Origin of the sequence: Paraburkholderia sp. USG1, from assembly GCF_031570135.1 — a bacterium.
In the GTDB taxonomy this organism is placed as follows: Bacteria; Pseudomonadota; Gammaproteobacteria; order Burkholderiales; family Burkholderiaceae; genus Paraburkholderia; species Paraburkholderia dioscoreae.
The window spans coordinates 61,273-77,610 of record NZ_JAMWXW010000027.1 but is presented as its reverse complement, the minus strand read 5'-3'; the positions used below and the strand labels follow the sequence as shown (position 1 = coordinate 77,610).

17 protein-coding genes and 1 tRNA gene are annotated in these 16,338 nt (G+C 62.9%); 2 read left to right on the top strand and 16 right to left on the bottom strand.

Annotation, left to right across the window (positions count from 1 at the left end):
- Positions 1-40: 40 nt before the first annotated feature.
- The 5 genes from NE850_RS29275 to NE850_RS29255 all read right to left on the bottom strand — a co-directional run bounded on the left by NE850_RS29275 (position 41) and on the right by NE850_RS29255 (position 4,607).
- Positions 41-997, bottom strand: a complete 957-nt coding sequence (locus tag NE850_RS29275) for a ribose-phosphate pyrophosphokinase (RefSeq protein ID WP_006048037.1) — start codon at positions 995-997, stop codon at positions 41-43.
- Positions 998-1,043: 46 nt separating this feature from the next.
- Positions 1,044-1,120, bottom strand: a tRNA-Gln gene (locus NE850_RS29270).
- Positions 1,121-1,172: 52 nt separating this feature from the next.
- Positions 1,173-2,054 (bottom strand): 4-(cytidine 5'-diphospho)-2-C-methyl-D-erythritol kinase, encoded by an 882-nt coding sequence (gene ispE / locus NE850_RS29265; protein ID WP_007179419.1) that lies wholly within the window; start codon positions 2,052-2,054, stop codon positions 1,173-1,175.
- Between the two features lie 76 nt (positions 2,055-2,130).
- Positions 2,131-2,766: a lipoprotein insertase outer membrane protein LolB gene (gene lolB, locus NE850_RS29260; protein ID WP_007179418.1), complete on the bottom strand. Its 636-nt coding sequence runs from the start codon at positions 2,764-2,766 to the stop codon at positions 2,131-2,133.
- Positions 2,766-4,607, bottom strand: a complete 1,842-nt coding sequence (locus NE850_RS29255) for a tetratricopeptide repeat protein (protein ID WP_007179417.1) — start codon at positions 4,605-4,607, stop codon at positions 2,766-2,768. Before NE850_RS29255 ends, lolB begins: the two co-directional genes overlap by 1 nt.
- Positions 4,608-4,694: 87 nt before the next feature.
- Here NE850_RS29255 and mutM point away from each other — a divergent pair, with 87 nt between their 5' ends.
- Together mutM and mutY are read left to right on the top strand one after the other, a co-directional pair.
- Positions 4,695-5,525 carry a bifunctional DNA-formamidopyrimidine glycosylase/DNA-(apurinic or apyrimidinic site) lyase gene (gene mutM / locus NE850_RS29250; protein WP_007179416.1) on the top strand — a complete coding sequence of 277 codons (831 nt, stop codon included), beginning with the start codon at positions 4,695-4,697 and terminating at the stop codon, positions 5,523-5,525.
- Between the two features lie 7 nt (positions 5,526-5,532).
- Complete coding sequence (gene mutY, locus NE850_RS29245; protein ID WP_007179415.1) at positions 5,533-6,660, top strand: A/G-specific adenine glycosylase; 1,128 nt, start codon at positions 5,533-5,535, stop codon at positions 6,658-6,660.
- Between the two features lie 26 nt (positions 6,661-6,686).
- Here mutY and NE850_RS29240 read toward each other — a convergent pair whose 3' ends face one another.
- From NE850_RS29240 to kdsD, 11 genes are all read right to left on the bottom strand, one after another.
- On the bottom strand, positions 6,687-7,319 hold the full coding sequence (locus NE850_RS29240; RefSeq protein ID WP_007179414.1) for an LON peptidase substrate-binding domain-containing protein: 633 nt from the start codon (positions 7,317-7,319) through the stop codon (positions 6,687-6,689).
- A gap of 39 nt (positions 7,320-7,358) precedes the next feature.
- Positions 7,359-8,252, bottom strand: coding sequence for an RNase adapter RapZ (gene rapZ, locus NE850_RS29235; RefSeq protein ID WP_035517717.1), 894 nt, complete (start codon positions 8,250-8,252; stop codon positions 7,359-7,361).
- A gap of 96 nt (positions 8,253-8,348) precedes the next feature.
- Positions 8,349-9,317 (bottom strand): HPr(Ser) kinase/phosphatase, encoded by a 969-nt coding sequence (gene hprK, locus NE850_RS29230; protein ID WP_007179412.1) that lies wholly within the window; start codon positions 9,315-9,317, stop codon positions 8,349-8,351.
- Positions 9,318-9,456: 139 nt separating this feature from the next.
- Positions 9,457-9,972 (bottom strand): PTS IIA-like nitrogen regulatory protein PtsN, encoded by a 516-nt coding sequence (ptsN, locus tag NE850_RS29225; RefSeq protein WP_007179411.1) that lies wholly within the window; start codon positions 9,970-9,972, stop codon positions 9,457-9,459.
- Between the two features lie 291 nt (positions 9,973-10,263).
- Positions 10,264-10,623, bottom strand: a complete 360-nt coding sequence (hpf, locus tag NE850_RS29220; RefSeq protein ID WP_007179410.1) for a ribosome hibernation-promoting factor, HPF/YfiA family — start codon at positions 10,621-10,623, stop codon at positions 10,264-10,266.
- Between the two features lie 248 nt (positions 10,624-10,871).
- A complete protein-coding gene (locus tag NE850_RS29215) occupies positions 10,872-12,389 on the bottom strand; it encodes an RNA polymerase factor sigma-54 (RefSeq protein ID WP_007179408.1) in 1,518 nt (505 codons plus the stop codon).
- 207 nt (positions 12,390-12,596) lie between these two features.
- The gene (lptB, locus tag NE850_RS29210) at positions 12,597-13,382 is read right to left on the bottom strand and encodes an LPS export ABC transporter ATP-binding protein (protein WP_007179407.1); all 786 of its coding nucleotides are present in this window, start codon (positions 13,380-13,382) and stop codon (positions 12,597-12,599) included.
- Positions 13,379-14,050 (bottom strand): lipopolysaccharide transport periplasmic protein LptA, encoded by a 672-nt coding sequence (lptA, locus tag NE850_RS29205; protein WP_007179406.1) that lies wholly within the window; start codon positions 14,048-14,050, stop codon positions 13,379-13,381. The genes lptB and lptA overlap by 4 nt, the downstream gene beginning before the upstream one ends.
- 20 nt (positions 14,051-14,070) lie before the next feature.
- Positions 14,071-14,679 (bottom strand): LPS export ABC transporter periplasmic protein LptC, encoded by a 609-nt coding sequence (gene lptC, locus NE850_RS29200; RefSeq protein ID WP_007179405.1) that lies wholly within the window; start codon positions 14,677-14,679, stop codon positions 14,071-14,073.
- Positions 14,676-15,236, bottom strand: a complete 561-nt coding sequence (locus NE850_RS29195; RefSeq protein ID WP_007179404.1) for an HAD family hydrolase — start codon at positions 15,234-15,236, stop codon at positions 14,676-14,678. Before NE850_RS29195 ends, lptC begins: the two co-directional genes overlap by 4 nt.
- A complete protein-coding gene (gene kdsD / locus NE850_RS29190) occupies positions 15,236-16,219 on the bottom strand; it encodes an arabinose 5-phosphate isomerase KdsD (RefSeq protein ID WP_007179403.1) in 984 nt (327 codons plus the stop codon). Before kdsD ends, NE850_RS29195 begins: the two co-directional genes overlap by 1 nt.
- Positions 16,220-16,338: the final 119 nt, after the last annotated feature.

The window sequence follows — 16,338 nt, the reverse complement described above, 5'->3', positions numbered from 1 at the left end:
GCAGTGTGCCGCCTGAAGCGGCGCGCGCCTTCGCAAATACTTAACTTTCAGCGAACAGCGACATCACCGAATCGCCGCGGCGAATCCGCGAGAACGTTTCGGCTAGCAGACCGGCGCTCGTCAACGAACGGATCTTCGCGCACGAGCGGGCTTCTTCGCCGAGCGGGATCGTGTCCGTGACAACGAGTTCGTCGAGTGCGGAAGCCGCGATACGCTCGCCTGCGCCGCCCGACAGAACCGGGTGAGTGGCGTAAGCGAACACCTGCTTCGCGCCGCGTTCCTTCAGAACCTGAGCTGCCTTGCAGAGCGTGCCGGCGGTATCGACCATGTCGTCCATGATCACGCAGGTACGGCCTTCGACTTCACCGATGATGTTCATCACTTCGGCAACGTTGGCCTTCGGGCGGCGTTTGTCGATGATCGCGAGATCGCAATTCAGCTGCTTGGCCAACGCCCGGGCACGCACCACGCCGCCGACGTCCGGCGAAACGACCAGCAGGTTCTCGTAGTTCTGCTTGCGCAGATCGCCGAGCAGCACGGGCGTAGCATAGATGTTGTCGACCGGAATGTCGAAGAAGCCTTGAATCTGGTCGGCGTGCAGATCCATCGTGATGATCCGCTCGACGCCGGCGATTTCCAGCATGTTCGCCACGATCTTCGCCGAGATGGCGACGCGCGCGGAACGCGGGCGGCGATCTTGACGGGCATAACCGAAGTAGGGGATGGCTGCGGTGATCCGGCCGGCGGATGCGCGCTTGAGCGCATCGACCATGATCATCAGTTCCATCAGATTGTCGTTCGCCGGTGCGCACGTGGACTGCAGGACGAAGACATCCTTGCCACGCACGTTTTCCTGAATCTCGACCTGGATTTCACCGTCCGAGAAACGGCTAACCATTGCTTTGCCGAGGGGAATACCGAGGATTTTGACGACTTCCTGTGCAAGCGCGGGATTTGCGTTGCCAGTAAAAACCATCAGGCCGTCATGGCTGCTCATCGTGCACCTACTTCAGGCTGGGGGCGAGGGGAAATGCGAGAAATTTTGGCAGGGGAGAAAGGATTCGAACCTTTGCATGCCGGAATCAAAATCCGGTGCCTTAACCAGCTTGGCGACTCCCCTACACTAACTCTGAGCTCCGCCGAACGTGGAGTTTCGTTCGACGATGCAAAACTTATGACGCGAAAGTAAAGAGTGGATGCTGATCGAGACTTGGGGCCGCTGCGCTGTTCCATTCGGCTGGCAGTTTGGCTTGCACCGCTTCTGCTTCAGCTTTACTACGGAACGCTGCAAAGACACTTGCACCTGATCCAGACATCCGCGCTGGCGCGACATTTTCAAACCATCGCAGCACTTGCGCTACTTCCGCGTACTTTCCTACGACAACCTGCTGCATGTCGTTCCGGCCGAAACTTTCTGGCCATTCAGTGTTGCAGCTAAGTTCTGCAGGAAAGTCCGTAATTGTGAGGGGTTTTGAATCTCTTGTCAACGCTTTTTCAGAGAAAATCGCTGCAGTCGGAACATGAACCCTCGGCGTCACTACCAGGAAATGGCGCGGCGGCAATTGTACAGCGTCTAAAGCCTCTCCGACACCCTGGGCGAACGCATTTTTTCCAAACACAAAAAACGGTACATCCGCACCGAGTTTCAACGCCAGCGCCTGCAATTCGAGGCGAGGCAGGTCGAGCTTCCACAGACGGTTCAGCGCGAGCAGTGTCGTCGCTGCGTCGGAGCTGCCGCCGCCGAGACCGGCGCCCATCGGCAGGCGTTTGTCGATTTCGATATCGACGCCTTCCGGCGAGCCCGTATGCGTTTTGAGCAGCGTCGCGGCGCGCACGGTCAGGTCGTGTTCCGGCGGCACGTCGGCGATCTCGGTGCGGCGCGTGATGAGCCCGTCGTCGCGCCGCGTGAAGTGCAGCGTGTCGCCCCAGTCGAGCAGCTGGAACACCGTTTGCAGCGTGTGATAGCCATCCGGCCGGCGGCCGGTGATGTGCAGGAAGAGGTTGAGTTTCGCGGGCGCGAGGCAATCGCGCAGCGAATCGGTCGTTTCAATCATGAGTCGGGGCTACATGCGCCAGGTGGCGCTGAAGAAGCGGCAAGGTCGCGCGAAAAGGTGCGTGAAGCGGCGCGGGTTACTGATGATCCAGGACGAGCTTGATGTCGAGCGGCGGCTCAGAGCGCGTCAGGTTGACGCGCTTCACGCCGGTGGCCGGTGCCTCGGCATACGCCAGGTAGTCGATCGTCCAGCCGTCTTGCGTGATCTCTTTCAGCCGCGACGGTTGGTCGGGATCCTTCTCGGTCCTGGCGCGCGAAGTGGGTGCCGGCGACGGTTGCAGCCAATAGCGCAGCCCCTCGACCGGCAGTGCGAAGCCGAGCGCATTCTGCATCAGTGTGGAGACGTTATCCGCTGTGAGCGGCTGGCGATTCGGCAACTCCAGCGTGGCCGAAGCCGGCGACGACGTCACCACCGCCAGCGTCTGGCCGAGCGGATTGCGCAACTCCAAGGTCACTGTGTCACCGGTTTCCTGCCAGCTGAAATTGCCGTAGGCGTTGCGCTGCTGGCCGTTCTGATCGTCGTACTGGACCGCGAAACGGCCTTGGTAAGAACGGCTCGTCTGCGCGGTGACGGAGGTTGCGGCATTCGACGTGGACGGCCCCTGCGGTTTCACCGACGCACAACCGGCCAATGCGACAACCACCGCCGCTGCGAATCCGAGCGCCGCGCCACGCGGCGCCCGGGGAAAGGAAATCAGACGGGAAAGACGCATCAAAGATCGTTCACCTGAAGACGTTGGAGCGTTTTGACCAGCGTATCGTTGTCCGGTTCGAGCTTGCGCGCATCGCGGAACGCGGCGCGGGCCTGATCCTGATTGCCCGTTTTCCACAATACCTCGCCGAGGTGCGCGCCGATTTCGGCGTTCGGCTGCATGTCGTAGGCTCTGCGCAGCAGCTTGATCGCATCCGACGTATCGCCCATCCGGTATTTGACCCAGCCGACGCTGTCCATGATGAACGCGTCGTTCGGTGCCAACGAGGATGCCTTCTCGACCAGCTTGTCGGCTTCGGCGAGGCGCTGATTGCGATCAGCCAGCGAGTAGCCGAGCGCGTTATACGCCTGCGGATTGTCGGGCTGCGTCTGGATCAGCTTGCGCAACTGCGCTTCCATCACGTCGTAATGGCCGGTTTTTTCGGCGGACATTGCGTAGTCGTAGGTCAGATCGGGGTCGTCGGGGAACTGCGCCGTGGCTTGCTGCAGGCGCGTTTCGGCCTCGGGGTAACGCCTGGCGTCGAACAGGATCGCCGCGTCCGTGCGCGCGATCAGCGCCTGGTCGCGCGGGTCCGGCGCCGACAGATTGGCGAGCAGCTTGCGCGCGTCGTCGGCCTTGCCCTGCTTGGCGAGCAGTTGCGCGCGCGTGATCTGCGCGGGCACATATTGCTGGCTCGACGGCGAGATTTTGTTCAGCCAGTCGCTCGCGGCCGCGTCGTTCTTCTGTTCGAGCGACAGTTGTGCAAGGTAGATATACGCCTGACCGGGATCCGCGCCCGGCGTTTTTTCGGCTTGCTGTGCGTACTGGGTCAGGTACGTTTGCGCTTCGTTGAAATTCTTCTGCTGGATCTTGATCAGCGCCAGCGCCATGAGCGGCGTGAGATCGTTCGCGTTGTTCCTGTGCATGATCTCGAACTGCTTCTGCGCGTCGTCCAGACGGTCGCTCGCAAGATACATCTGGGCGAGCGCGAGACGGGCGTCATGCGATTTCGGATTCTGCTGCACGTACTTTTCGAGCGAGGCGATGCCTTCCTTGCGCTCTTCCGGGCCCATTTGCGACAGCATCAGCGCGGCCGGCAAATAGTCGGGCTTGAGCGCGAGCGCCTGTTCGAGCGACTTGCGCGCACCCGGCGCGTCGTCCGATACGAGCTGCTGGCGTGCAAGTGCCAGTTGCGCTTCCGGCCGGTTCATGTCGTTCTTGAGCAGATCCTGCAGCACGTGCAGGCCGCCGATCCGGTTTGGGCCGCGCGAGAGCAGCAACTGGAGCGCCAGAATCGCGCTGCCGCGATTGTCGGCGGGCACCCGTGCGAGTTCGCGGGCGAGGATCTGCTCCGCGTCGTCAGGCCGGCCGGACAGCACGAGCAGCGACGCGTCGAGTTGCGCGGCGCGTTCCGAGTTCGGTGCATACTGCTGCCACAATTGCGCGGCGGCCAATGCGTCAGACGGGCTCTGCGCGGCCAGCGCGATTTCGGTGGCGCGTTGCGCCATGCGCGGATCGTGCGTGTCGCGTGCAAGGGCGAGGTAGGTCTGATAGGCCGGCGCCGGCTGGTCGCGCTGCAGTGCGACTTCGGCGGCGAGCACCTGGAATACGATCTGGCTCGTCAGCGGCACACCGGGCAGCGACTTCTGATCTTCCGCCGAGGCCGGGCCGAGCGGGTCCGGCAGGGTGACGGAGGTGTCATCCGAGTCCGGCGATGAATCCTGCGCGTGCGCGGGAACGGCAGCCAGCGCCCAGACGGCGAGTGCCGCCGCGCCGAGCATCCGGCGAGCGGACACGGCGTGCGGTACGCGGAATGCGCTAGCCGGGCGCTTCAAAAACAGCTTCACGAAGGACAAGTTCATGGAAATCCGTTCAATGTTTCGGACGATTGTAACGCGCTCGCTACAATACGCGCACAACCACTCACGCAAGTTGCAGACCAGTTAGACATGCCAGAGTTGCCAGAAGTTGAGGTTACCCGACGGGGAATCGAACCGTATGTGTCCGGGCGCAAGGTTGAACGCGTCGATGTGCGTACGCCCGCGCTGCGCTGGCCGATTCCGGCGGATCTTGCGAAAACCTTGCGCGGCCGCGTGGTGCGCAAGGTCGAGCGGCGCGGCAAGTACCTGTTGTTCGAGATCGACGCGGGCTGGTTCATTGTGCATCTTGGCATGACTGGGACGCTGCGGGTGCTGCGCCATGTACCGCATCCGCCGGCCGCGGCGAAACACGATCACGTCGACTGGATCTTCGACGAGTTCATTTTGCGCTATCGCGATCCGCGGCGCTTCGGCGCAGTGCTGTGGCACCCGCGCGAAGCGGGCGACGTGCTCGAGCATCCGCTGCTCGCGGGCCTCGGCGTCGAACCGTTTTCGCCCGCGTTCTCCGGCGCGCTGATGCACCGGCTCACGCGCGGGCGCAAGGTGTCGGTGAAGCAGGCGCTGCTGGCCGGGGAAATCGTCGTGGGCGTGGGCAATATCTATGCATCGGAAAGCCTCTTTCGCGCCGGCATCCGGCCGACTACCGCGGCAGGGCGCGTTTCGCTCGTGCGCTATGATCTGCTGGCGGACGCCGTGCGCGTGACGCTCGCCGCCGCGATCGAGAAGGGCGGCAGCACGCTGCGCGATTTCGTCGGCAGCAATGGCGAGAGCGGCTACTTCCAGCTCGACTATTTCGTCTATGATCGCGCGGGGCTGCCGTGCCGCGTGTGCGGAACGCCGATCAAACAGATCGTACAGGGGCAGCGTTCAACGTATTTCTGTCCTACCTGCCAGCGCTAAACCGTCAATGCCTTCTCGCTTAACTCCGCGTTCAACCTCGTCCGGCCCACCTGCGGCGGCTGCTTTTCCGGCCATGCCCGATTTTTCCTCGCGTCTGATCGCATGGCAGCGTCAGCATGGCCGCCATGATTTGCCGTGGCAGAACACGCGGGATCCGTACCGCATCTGGCTGTCGGAAATCATGCTGCAGCAGACCCAGGTGTCGACGGTCATTCCCTACTATGCGAAGTTCCTCGCGCGTTTCCCGACCGTCGCCGCGCTCGCCGCCGCGCCGTCTGACGACGTGATGGCGTTGTGGGCCGGCCTTGGCTACTACACGCGCGCGCGCAATCTGCATCGCTGCGCGCAAGTCGTGGTCGAGCAGCATGGCGGCGCGTTTCCGGCATCGGTCGAGGAACTGGCCGAGCTGCCGGGCATCGGTCGTTCGACGGCGGCGGCGATTGCATCGTTCGCATTCGGCGCACGCGCGACGATTCTCGACGGCAATGTAAAGCGCGTGCTGGCGCGCGTGTTCGGCGTCGAAGGTTTCCCCGGCGAAAAGAAAGTCGAAAACGCAATGTGGACGCTGGCGGAGTCGCTGCTTCCGTCGAATGCATCGGATGCCGAAGTCAGCGCGTACACGCAAGGCTTGATGGACCTCGGCGCGACCCTCTGCGTGCGCGGCAAGCCCGACTGCCTGCGTTGCCCGTTCGCCGTCGACTGCGTTGCGAACGTGACGGGACGTCAGCGCCTGCTGCCCACGGCACGTCCGAAAAAGACCGTGCCGACGCGCCGAACATGGATGCTGGTGCTGCGTGACGGCAACGCGGTGATGCTTGAGAAGCGGCCGCCGTCGGGTATCTGGGGCGGCTTGTGGAGCCTGCCCGAAGCCGCCGACGAAACCTCGCTCGCCGAGCGTGCGCGCGCTTTCGGCGGCGACGGTGCGGTCTCGCCACTCGCGCCGCTCACGCATGTGTTCACGCATTTCAAACTGGATATCGAGCCGCGGCTCGCGGAACTGGATCGCGGCGTGGGCGCGCTGGGTGCGTTAGGCGATGCGGACACGGCGTGGGTCGCGCTGAGCGATCTCGATTCGTTCGGTGTGCCCGCGCCGGTGCGCAAACTGCTGGACAGTTTGCAGGGTTCGCTGATCTGAGCAATCCGGCCGGATTGCGGCCGCCGTCAGAGCAATTGATGTTGCTGCATGTAGTGGTGAACGACATCGATCCGCGCGCCGGCGTCCTGCAACTCCATCAACTTCTGGCGAGCGCGCAGCGCAATCGGCAGCACTTCGGCGAGACGGTTCGACACCCACGAGGGATCTTCGAGCCTGAACGGTTCTGCAAACGGCAGACTTTCCGGATCACGTTCGCGGATCGTTGCGATGATCCGTTCGAGCACTTCCGCGCATGCGCCGAATCTGGCCAACTGCTCGTTGCCTTCGAGCGGTCTGTCTTCGCCGAGCGGTTCCGCCATGCCGACCAGCAAGCCGCTCGATTCGACACGGTGCGAAAGCAGGCGAAATCGCCGCGTGCCGCGTGCGCGAATCAGCAGCATGCCGAACGCTTCGACATCGCACTCCTCGATTTCGGCGAGGCAGCCGATTGCTTCGGGCACCGAAGGCTCTTCTTCGCGCGCCACTTCCGCGCCGCTTTTCAGCAGACACACGCCGAACGGAGTTTTTTCACGCAGACAGTCGCGCGCCATGTCGAGGTAGCGCGCTTCGAAAATCTTCAGCGGCAGCAGTCCGCCGGGAAACAGCACCGTATGCAGCGGAAACAGCGGCACATCGGCAAGCACAGTAGAAGAAGACATGGCGCAACGCTTCGAGTTGAGGCCGCGCGGTGCGGCCGGTTAAGCCACTAACTTCGATGATTCGCCGGCTTCGACCGGCGCATCGCGGTGTCGCACAATGACATTCGCCGACGCCGCGAGACGCGCGGCGAGCGTCTCCGCAATGAATACCGAGCGGTGCTGGCCGCCCGTGCAACCGATCGCGACGGTGAGATAGCTGCGGTTGTCTTCGCGGAAATGCGGAAGCCATTTGGCGAGAAATTTCTCGATGTCGTCGATCATTTCATGCACCACCGGCAGCGCATCGAGAAAATCTATCACCGGTTTGTCGAGGCCCGTGAGCGGCCGCAACTCATGATCGTAGTACGGGTTCGGCAAGGTGCGCACGTCGAAGACGAAATCCGCGTCGAGCGGCACGCCGCGCTTGAAGCCGAACGACTCGAACATCAGCACGAGCCCGGAATCCTTCTGCTCGATGAAGCGTTTGACCCAGGCGCGCAGCACGTTCGCGCGCAGATTGCTGGTGTCGATCTGATGGCCGAATTCGGCCAGCCCCGCCACGAGTTCGCGTTCGCGTTCGATCGCCTCGGCAAGCGAGTTGAGCAACCCGACATCCGCGTCGTGCGAGGTGGAACCGGACAGCGGATGGCGGCGGCGTGTTTCGGAAAAGCGTTGAATCAGCGACTGTGTGCTCGCGTTCAGGAACAGCACCCGCACGTCGTGGGCACGCGACAGGTCGCGAATCATGGCAGGCATTTCGTCGAGCGAGGCGCTCGAGCGCGCGTCGATCGCGACGGCAAGGCGATCTTGCCCGTCCTCGGCGAGATAGGAAGCCAGCTGCGGCAGGAAACGCGGCGGCAGGTTGTCGACGCAGTAGTAGCCTGCGTCTTCAAGCGCGTTCAGGGCAACTGATTTGCCGGAGCCGGATATACCGGTGATCAGGATTATGCGCATGGAGTCGTCGAAACCGTAGATTTCATCATAGCATCTGGTCCCCATGCGCGTACCCGCACCCGCCGCTGGCCGCAGTCACGGCATGGTCTTATCGACTCAGATCAGTTTGCCCGGAAACTGGCTGTCGGGGTCTTGCATCGCGAGGCGCTGGCGATCCATGAAGTCGCGCAGCGTGTCGATGCCGCGCAGTTGCAGGATCGTATTGCGCACGGCGGCTTCGACCAGCACGGCGAGGTTTCGGCCGGCAGCCACCTGAATCGTGACTTTGCTGATGGGCAAGCCGAGCACGTCCACAGTCTGGCTCTCCAGCGGCAGCCGCTGGAATTCGCCATCGGGACGGCGGACCAGTTGCACGATCAGCTTGAGCTTCATTTTCCGGCGTACCGCGGTTTCGCCGAAAATCGTCTTGATGTCCAGCAGGCCGAGGCCGCGCACTTCCAGCAGGTTTTGCAGCAGCGGCGGGCAACGCCCTTCGACGAAGTCGGGACCGAGGCGCACGAAGTCCACTGCGTCGTCGGCCACGAGACCGTGGCCGCGGCTGATCAGCTCCAGCCCGAGTTCGCTCTTGCCGAGGCCCGAGTCCCCGGTGAGCAGCACGCCCATGCCGAGGATGTCGAGAAACACGCCGTGCAACGTGGCGCGCGGCGCGAGAATGCGCGACATGTAGAGGCGCAGGCTGTCGATCACCGCGGCGGCGGACATCGGCGTGGTGAATAGCGGCGTGGACGAGCGCGTGCAGCGCAGCACCAGCTCCGGCGGCGCGGCAACGCCGCCCGCCACCACCAGAAACGGCGGTTCCAACGCGATCAGCTCGGCCATGTGGCGCGAGCGGTCTTCGTCGGTTTGGCGCTTGTAGTAGTCGATTTCGGCGTCGCCGAGCACCTGGATCCGGTTCGGGTGGATCAGGTTCAGGTGGCCGACGAGGTCGGCGCTCGACGTGGCATTGGCGACCGATTCCGAGGAAAAGCCGCGCTCCCAGCCTTCATGCCCCGTCAACCAGCTGAGCTTCAGCGTGGCGGCGTTATCGTCGAAAATGCTCTGGGCGTTGATGCTGGACGTATCCATGAGTCAGTGACTCCAGTGTGGGCCGCTTGCCGGGCAACATGACGGCCGCGCTAGCGCGGGCCGTTTGCGTTGCCGGACTGTATCCGCATGCGGGTTGATGACCGGGCGGATAACCGGCGTGCGGATAACCGCCGATGCATCAAGGTTGCCACTGAGTGAGCAGGCGATGCAACGTTTCGCGGTCCTGTTCCGTGTGCAGGCGCTCGCGGGTTTCGCGATCGGACAGCAACTGGGCGATTTCCGAAAGGATTTCGAGGTGTTGCTGAGTGGCCTGTTCAGGCACGAGCAGGAAGATGAGCAGCGAGACCGGCTGACCGTCGGGCGATTCGAAGGGAATGGGTTCGGCAAGGCGGACGAATGCGGCGAGCGGCTGCTTCAAGCCTTTGATCCGGCCATGCGGAATCGCCACGCCTTCGCCAAGGCCCGTCGATCCGAGGCGCTCACGCGCGAACAGATTGTCAGTGACCGTGCTACGGGCGATGCCGTTCTGGTTCTCGAAGATCAGGCCCGCTTGCTCGAACACGCGTTTCTTGCTGGTGACCGATAGACCGACGACGACGTTCTCGAGGGGAAGAAATTTGGCTAAACGATTCATGTTGACAGGCGAAAACGTGGCCTGGGTTCTCCTCGCAGGGGCATTTGAGTGGCGTTCCATTCGTTTGATGCTCACGACGGCGAGCGTGTAAGTCCAAAAACACAGGACTCCGGCCGACCGATTTTCCGCTTGAGCTAACTTTGACCCCGATGGTAACCGGAACATTATAGAACAGGGCAGCCACGGATGGTGCGACGCGCCATCAATGCGCAGTGAGTTCGTTCAGGCATGGGCATATGCTGCGCCGCCGTGGGGGCAACGGCGCCCGGAAACAAAAAACCGCCCGGTTTCGGGCGGTTTCGCTGGCTAAGGGAAAACGAAGATCTGCGGAAGAGAACCTTCTGATTTCCCTTATTGCGGCGGCACGTCGAGTTGCGGCGCCGGTTGATACTTGATCGCCTCATGCGCATGGCCTTGCAGGCGATCCTTGTGGCGAATGACTTGCCGGTCGAGCTTGTCGATCATCAGATCGATCGCAGCGTACAGGTCGCTGTCACAGCTCTCGACAAAGAGATCCTTGCCCTTGAGATGCAGGTTGATTTCAACCTTTTGACGCTTTTCCTTTTCCTTGTGGTTGTTGTCGACCGAGAGGACCACACTGCCGTCGATGACCTGATCGAAATGTCTTAGCACCCTATCCAGTTTGGTGATCACGTATTCGCGCAACGCAGGCGTTACTTCGAGGTGGTGTCCACTGATCTGCAGATTCATAGTGCTTCTCCAAGCTAATGGCCGCTTGTTCCGCACGATGACGAAGGTCCGGTCGATCTGTCGGCTTGCCTGAGTCGCCCCCCGGTGACTGACTTCTGGCAGGTCGCATCGGCCGGCCTGTCCGCCAACTGCGGAGCGGCCGGTAAATGCCCGCCACGGAAGGCGACGGGCTCAAGACAAACGCCGGGCCGCCCCAAGTTGTCTTGCCCCTTGAGGGGCTGGCGCGAAGCAACAGCTTTGGGGGCGCGCTATAAAGACTTGCGCAGGTTGACTGCCGGAATCTTGAGCGCTTCACGATATTTCGCGACGGTACGCCGTGCGACCACGAAGCCCTGTTCCGCCAGCAGTTCGGCTATGCGGCTGTCTGAAAGAGGAGATTTCGGGTTTTCCGCTCCTATCAGTTGCTTGATGAGCGCACGGATCGCCGTTGAAGACGCCGCGCCGCCCGTGTCAGTCGAAACGTGTGATCCGAAGAAGTACTTAAATTCAAGCGTCCCGAATGGGGTCAGCATGTATTTACCGGTTGTCACACGCGAGACAGTTGACTCGTGTAGGCCCAGCGTATCAGCAATTTCCCGCAAAACCAAGGGGCGCATGGCAATTTCGCCGTGCACAAAAAAGCTCTTTTGACGCTCCACAATAGCTTGCGCCACTCTGAGGATCGTCTCGAAACGCTGCTGGATATTTTTGATCAGCCAGCGCGCTTCCTGCAGTTGCTGGCGCAACGAACCGCTGCCCGGGTCGCCCCGGTTATTGCGCAGAATATTCGCGTAAAGATGGTTGATACGCAGCTTCGGCACGACTTCGGGGTTCAGCTCGGCCTGCCAGCCCTGTGCCGTTTTACGCACCATGATGTCCGGCACGACATAGTCCGCTTCGGCCTTGCCGTAGGCGGCGCCGGGGAACGGTTCGAGCGAGCGGATCAGCACGTGTGCGTCGCGCAGATCGTCGTCGTTGGCCTTCAGATGCTTGCGCAGACGCGTGAAGTCGCGCGCCGCGAGCAATTCCAGGTGGTGCGCAACGATTTCGAGCGCGAGCGTGCGGGTAGGTGAGGCATCGAGCCGCAGCAATTGCAGCTTGAGACATTCCGACGCGGAGCGCGCGCCGACCCCGGCCGGGTCGAAGCTATGCAGCAGCGCAAGCGCGGCATTCAGTTCGTCGAGATCCACTTCGAGCTCTTCGGGCAGGTCGGCCAGCACTTCTTCGAGTGTGGCGGCAAGGTAGCCGTCGTCGTCGAGCGATTCGATCAGGAAGGTGACCAGCGCGCGGTCGCGCGGACTCGCCTGGGTGACGCGCAATTGCGCCATCAGGTGATCGCGCAGCGAGGTGCTCGATTCGTGGATTTGCAGCGGCGGCAGGTCGTCGTCGTCCGAGGCGTTGCCCGAGCGGCCGTAGTCGTCGAGATTCCATTGCGACGCGTCGCCGTTACTGTCGCCCGCGAGGCCGTTGTATTCGTCCACGCCCTGCGGCTCGCCGTTCTCGGCGCGCTCGCTGCTGCTGCTGGACGATGACGACGTGCTGCCGCCCATCTGGTCGGGCGGAGCGGAAGAATTGGGCGCCTGGGCGATCAGCGAGCCGTCGGCCGCCACGCGCAGCGGGCTCGCGATCCAATCGTCCTCGTTCTCGAGGAGCGGATTCTGCGAGATCGCCATTGCGACTTCCTGCTGCAATTCGAGCGTAGACAACTGAAGCAGCCGGATGGACTGCTGCAGTTGCGGCGTCAGCGCAAGATGCTGCGATAGGCGGAGTTGGAGGCTGGCTTTCATGGCAAGTTGAGATTCATTGTAGAGAGTTTGCCACGACCGCGATACATTGCGACATTCGCAATTACACGTGCGCCTCTCGCGTGCGCCCTGCATGAGTTCCTTCAGGCGGCGCTGGGCGCGAAGCGGCCCGGGTCAAAACGGGGTGTGCGGTTGCCGCACAAGGAGCCGGCGGGTGCGCGCTCGCACAGCCGGCAATCCTTTGTGCGCTTACATGCGGAAGTGCTCGCCCAGATAGACGCGCCGCACGCTTTCGTTTTCGATGATTTCGCCCGGTGCGCCGGCCGCCAGCACACTGCCGTCGCTGATGATATACGCGTGATCGCAGATGCCGAGCGTTTCGCGCACGTTGTGGTCGGTAATCAGCACGCCGATATTGCGCTGCTTCAGAAACTTGACGATCTTCTGGATTTCCAGCACGGCGATCGGGTCGACGCCGGCGAACGGTTCGTCGAGCAGAATAAAGCTCGGATTGGTGGCCAGTGCCCGGGCAATTTCGACCCGGCGGCGCTCGCCGCCCGAGAGCGACAGCGCCGGATTCGCGCGCAAGTGCGCAATCTGCAATTCGTCGAGCAAGGCTTCCGTGCGGCTCGTGATGGTGTCCTTGCTGAGCCGCTTGCCGTTGTCTTCGTGCTGCAATTCCAGCACCGCGCGAATGTTTTCTTCGACGCTGAGCTTGCGGAACACCGAAGCTTCCTGCGGCAGATACGAGAGCCCAAGCGAAGCGCGCTTGTGGATAGGCAGCAGGCTGATCGACTTACCGTCCAGATCGATTTCACCGGCGTCGAGCGGCACGAGGCCGACGATCATATAGAACGAGGTGGTCTTGCCCGCGCCGTTGGGGCCGAGCAGACCGACCACTTCGCCGCTTTTCACGTCGAGCGACACGTCTTTGACGACCGTGCGCGAACCGTAACGCTTTTTCAGGTTGCGCACCACCAGTGAACTACTGGTGCCGGCGGGCTTGCGATTGGGGAGAGACGCAGAGGTGCTCACTGGTTCGGCGCTCCCTGGATCGTCGTGGACGGCGCGAGCGTGGCCGATGCGCCGTTCAGCGGCGCAGCGCCGCCGTTGCGCGGCGCCAGCATGGCGCGTACTCGACCGGTGGGGTTGCCGGGGCCGGCGACGTCCTTGCCTGCCTTCGCGGTATAGAAGTCGCTCTGGCCGTCATACGTAATGACGCTGCCGTGCACCTGGTCCATCACCGTGGAGAGGCCTTGCAGGCGTTTCACCGTGGCGTTGGTGGTGAGCGTGGTCAGATCCTGCTTGCCGTCGTAGTCGATACGAATGGCCGTGCCTTCGATGTATTCGTCGAGGCCTTCGCGCTTCTGGCGGAAATACGACAGATTGCCGCCGCTCGACGTGCCGGTGGCGTACTGATAGCCCTGCGGGTCTTGCGTCACTTCGACGCGGTCGGCCTTGATCACGATCGTGCCTTTGGTCGCAACCACATGGCCCGTGAAGATGTTGACCTGCTTGAGGTCGTCGTAAGTCATGTTGTCCGCTTCGATGTTCAGCGGCTTGTCCTTGTCGGCGCGGTCCGCGTGCGCGAGCGGCGCGAAGCCGGCGAGAGGCAGCGCGACGATCAGCGCGGCGAGTCCGGCGCGGCACGCGGACAGGGAGCGCGAGCGGCCGGTGTCAAAACGGGGGAACGATTCGTTCATGCAGTCACGCCTGGAATGGATTACCCGGGTTGCTTGGGCGAGCTGCCGCCTGCTTCGGACGGGGCGATCGAGCCTTTTACGTTGCCGAACAGCTGCATCACCCGGGTGACGTTGTTGTAGTTCATGCCGCTGGCAGTCATCACCGACATGCCGCGCTGAAGTTTAACCGGCTTTTCGGTCTCGATCACATCGTCGTTGACCAGCACCCTAAAATGCTGGGAATCCGCCTGCATCTGCGGATCTCCGTAGCCGGGCGCCCGCAGGATGCGCGCGTTGTCGTACAGATCGACGATGGACGCGTCGCCGTTCACCTTGCCGGTGTCGCCGGTTGCGGTGACGATCGGCTTGCCGGGCTGGAACGCGCGCATGGCCGGCTTGACGAGGTCGCTCAGTTCGTCGTCTTCGTAGTGGATCAGCGACTGGGCGGTCAGCCGGTATTGCGTCGAGCCCGACTGGTCGAGTTCGGAAATCGAGAAGTTGTCGGCGAAGTAGTCCGGCGTATGTTCCTTGGGACGCACCACGCCTTCGTTCTGCCGGGGCAAGGTAGCTTGCAGCAGCCACCACGTGATACCGGCGAGCGCGGCCATCGCGACCAGCGGAATCAGCGAAGTCAGGCGAAACTGGTTCATCCGACGAGGCCCCGCTGTTCGCCGCTACAGGCGGCCGCCAGCAACGCCTCATACTTATGTTGTGCACGCAGCAGCGTGTCGCAGACTTCGCGCGCCGCGCCGTGGCCGCCGCGCGCTTCGCTGACCCAATGGGCCCGCGCGATCACTTCAGGATGCGAGTTGGCCGGCGCCGCCGCAAAGCCGACCTTCAGCATCACGCCGAGATCGACCCAGTCGTCGCCCATATAGCCGCATTCTCCCGCCGTCATGCCGGTTTGCTGCAGCAGGTCCGCGAACGCCTGGGGTTTGTCCTGCACGCCCTGATAGACGTGCGTGATGTTCATTTCCTTCGCCCGTGCCGCCACGATGCCCGACTTGCGCCCGGTGATGATCGCCGTTTCGATGCCGGCCTGGCGCAGCAGCTTCATGCCGTGGCCGTCCATCGAATTGAAGCCCTTCATCGTGTCGCCTTCCGCCGTGAACAGCAGGCCGCCGTCGGTCAGCACGCCGTCGACGTCGAAAATCATCAGCTTGACGCGGCTTGCGCGCTCGGTCGCGGTAGCAGGGGCGAGGGCCATCAGATCACCTTCTTCGAGAACAGGTCGTGCATGTTGAGTGCGCCGATCAGCTTGCCTGCTTCGTCGACGACCAGCATCTGATTGATGCGGTGGCGCTCCATCAGTTCCACGGCTTCGACCGCCAGTTGATCCGGGCCGATGGTGCGCGGGCCGGCGGTCATCACGGAGGAGATCGGCAACTGACGGAAATCGCCGTCGCGTTCGAGCACGCGGCGCAGGTCGCCGTCGGTGAAAATGCCGGCCACGTGGTCGTCGTGATCGACGATCGCGGTCATGCCCATGCGCTTGGCGGTCAACTGGAACAGCGCGTCGCGCACGGTGGCCTCAGGTGTGACCTTCGGCAGATCGTCGCCGGTGCGCATCACGTCGCGTACATAAGTGAGCAGACGCCGGCCGAGCGCGCCGCCCGGATGCGAGCGGGCAAAGTCGTCGCGGCCGAAGCCACGCGCGTCGAGCACCGCGAGCGCGAGCGCGTCGCCGAGCGCGAGCGCGGCGGTCGTGCTGGCGGTGGGCGCGAGGTTCATCGGGCAGGCCTCTTTCGCCACGCCGGAATTCAGGTGCACGTCGGCCAGTTGTGCGAGACTCGAAGACGGACGGCCTGTCATTGCAATCAGCTTCGCGCCGAGCCGCTTGATGAGCGGCAGGATCGCCATCAGTTCTTCGGTTTCACCGGAGTTGGACAGCGCGATGAACACGTCTTCGGCGGTGACCATGCCGAGGTCGCCATGACTGGCTTCTGCGGGGTGCACGAAGAACGCCGGCGTGCCGGTGCTGGCGAGCGTGGCCGCGAGCTTGCGGGCCACGTGGCCGGATTTGCCGATGCCGGAAACGACTACGCGCCCGCGGCAACCCAGGATGAAGTCGACCGCCCCGACGAAGCCGTCGTCGAGTTGATCGCGAAGCGCGCGCACGGCGTCCGCTTCGATGTCGAGCACGTCGCGAGCGAGCGCGAGTGCCCGGTCGCCATTGATTTTCGCTATCATTCGCGAAGTATAGCAAAGGCGCCTGTTCGCCGCGCCGGGCCTGCTGTGCCAAGCCGCTGTCTTTATTGCTGACTTTAACGGCCCCTCAACCTTGTCGCACGGCGTTTGGCGTGCGCGGT

Bases quoted from the DNA above. Each gene is read 5' to 3' on its own strand.
- lptA (WP_007179406.1), bottom strand. From the start codon at position 14,050: ATGAACGAATCGTTCCCCCGTTTTGACACCGGCCGCTCGCGCTCCCTG.
- NE850_RS29215 (WP_007179408.1), bottom strand. From the start codon at position 12,389: ATGAAAGCCAGCCTCCAACTCCGCCTATCGCAGCATCTTGCGCTGACG.
- rapZ (WP_035517717.1), bottom strand. From the start codon at position 8,252: ATGCGCATAATCCTGATCACCGGTATATCCGGCTCCGGCAAATCAGTT.
- NE850_RS29240 (WP_007179414.1), bottom strand. From the start codon at position 7,319: ATGTCTTCTTCTACTGTGCTTGCCGATGTGCCGCTGTTTCCGCTGCAT.
- hpf (WP_007179410.1), bottom strand. From the start codon at position 10,623: ATGAATCTGCAGATCAGTGGACACCACCTCGAAGTAACGCCTGCGTTG.
- ispE (WP_007179419.1), bottom strand. From the start codon at position 2,054: ATGATTGAAACGACCGATTCGCTGCGCGATTGCCTCGCGCCCGCGAAA.
- NE850_RS29275 (WP_006048037.1), bottom strand. From the start codon at position 997: ATGAGCAGCCATGACGGCCTGATGGTTTTTACTGGCAACGCAAATCCC.
- lptC (WP_007179405.1), bottom strand. From the start codon at position 14,679: ATGAACCAGTTTCGCCTGACTTCGCTGATTCCGCTGGTCGCGATGGCC.
- mutM (WP_007179416.1), top strand. From the start codon at position 4,695: ATGCCAGAGTTGCCAGAAGTTGAGGTTACCCGACGGGGAATCGAACCG.
- hprK (WP_007179412.1), bottom strand. From the start codon at position 9,317: ATGGATACGTCCAGCATCAACGCCCAGAGCATTTTCGACGATAACGCC.
- kdsD (WP_007179403.1), bottom strand. From the start codon at position 16,219: ATGATAGCGAAAATCAATGGCGACCGGGCACTCGCGCTCGCTCGCGAC.
- NE850_RS29195 (WP_007179404.1), bottom strand. From the start codon at position 15,236: ATGGCCCTCGCCCCTGCTACCGCGACCGAGCGCGCAAGCCGCGTCAAG.
- lolB (WP_007179418.1), bottom strand. From the start codon at position 2,766: ATGCGTCTTTCCCGTCTGATTTCCTTTCCCCGGGCGCCGCGTGGCGCG.
- ptsN (WP_007179411.1), bottom strand. From the start codon at position 9,972: ATGGAACGCCACTCAAATGCCCCTGCGAGGAGAACCCAGGCCACGTTT.
- mutY (WP_007179415.1), top strand. From the start codon at position 5,533: ATGCCTTCTCGCTTAACTCCGCGTTCAACCTCGTCCGGCCCACCTGCG.
- NE850_RS29255 (WP_007179417.1), bottom strand. From the start codon at position 4,607: ATGAACTTGTCCTTCGTGAAGCTGTTTTTGAAGCGCCCGGCTAGCGCA.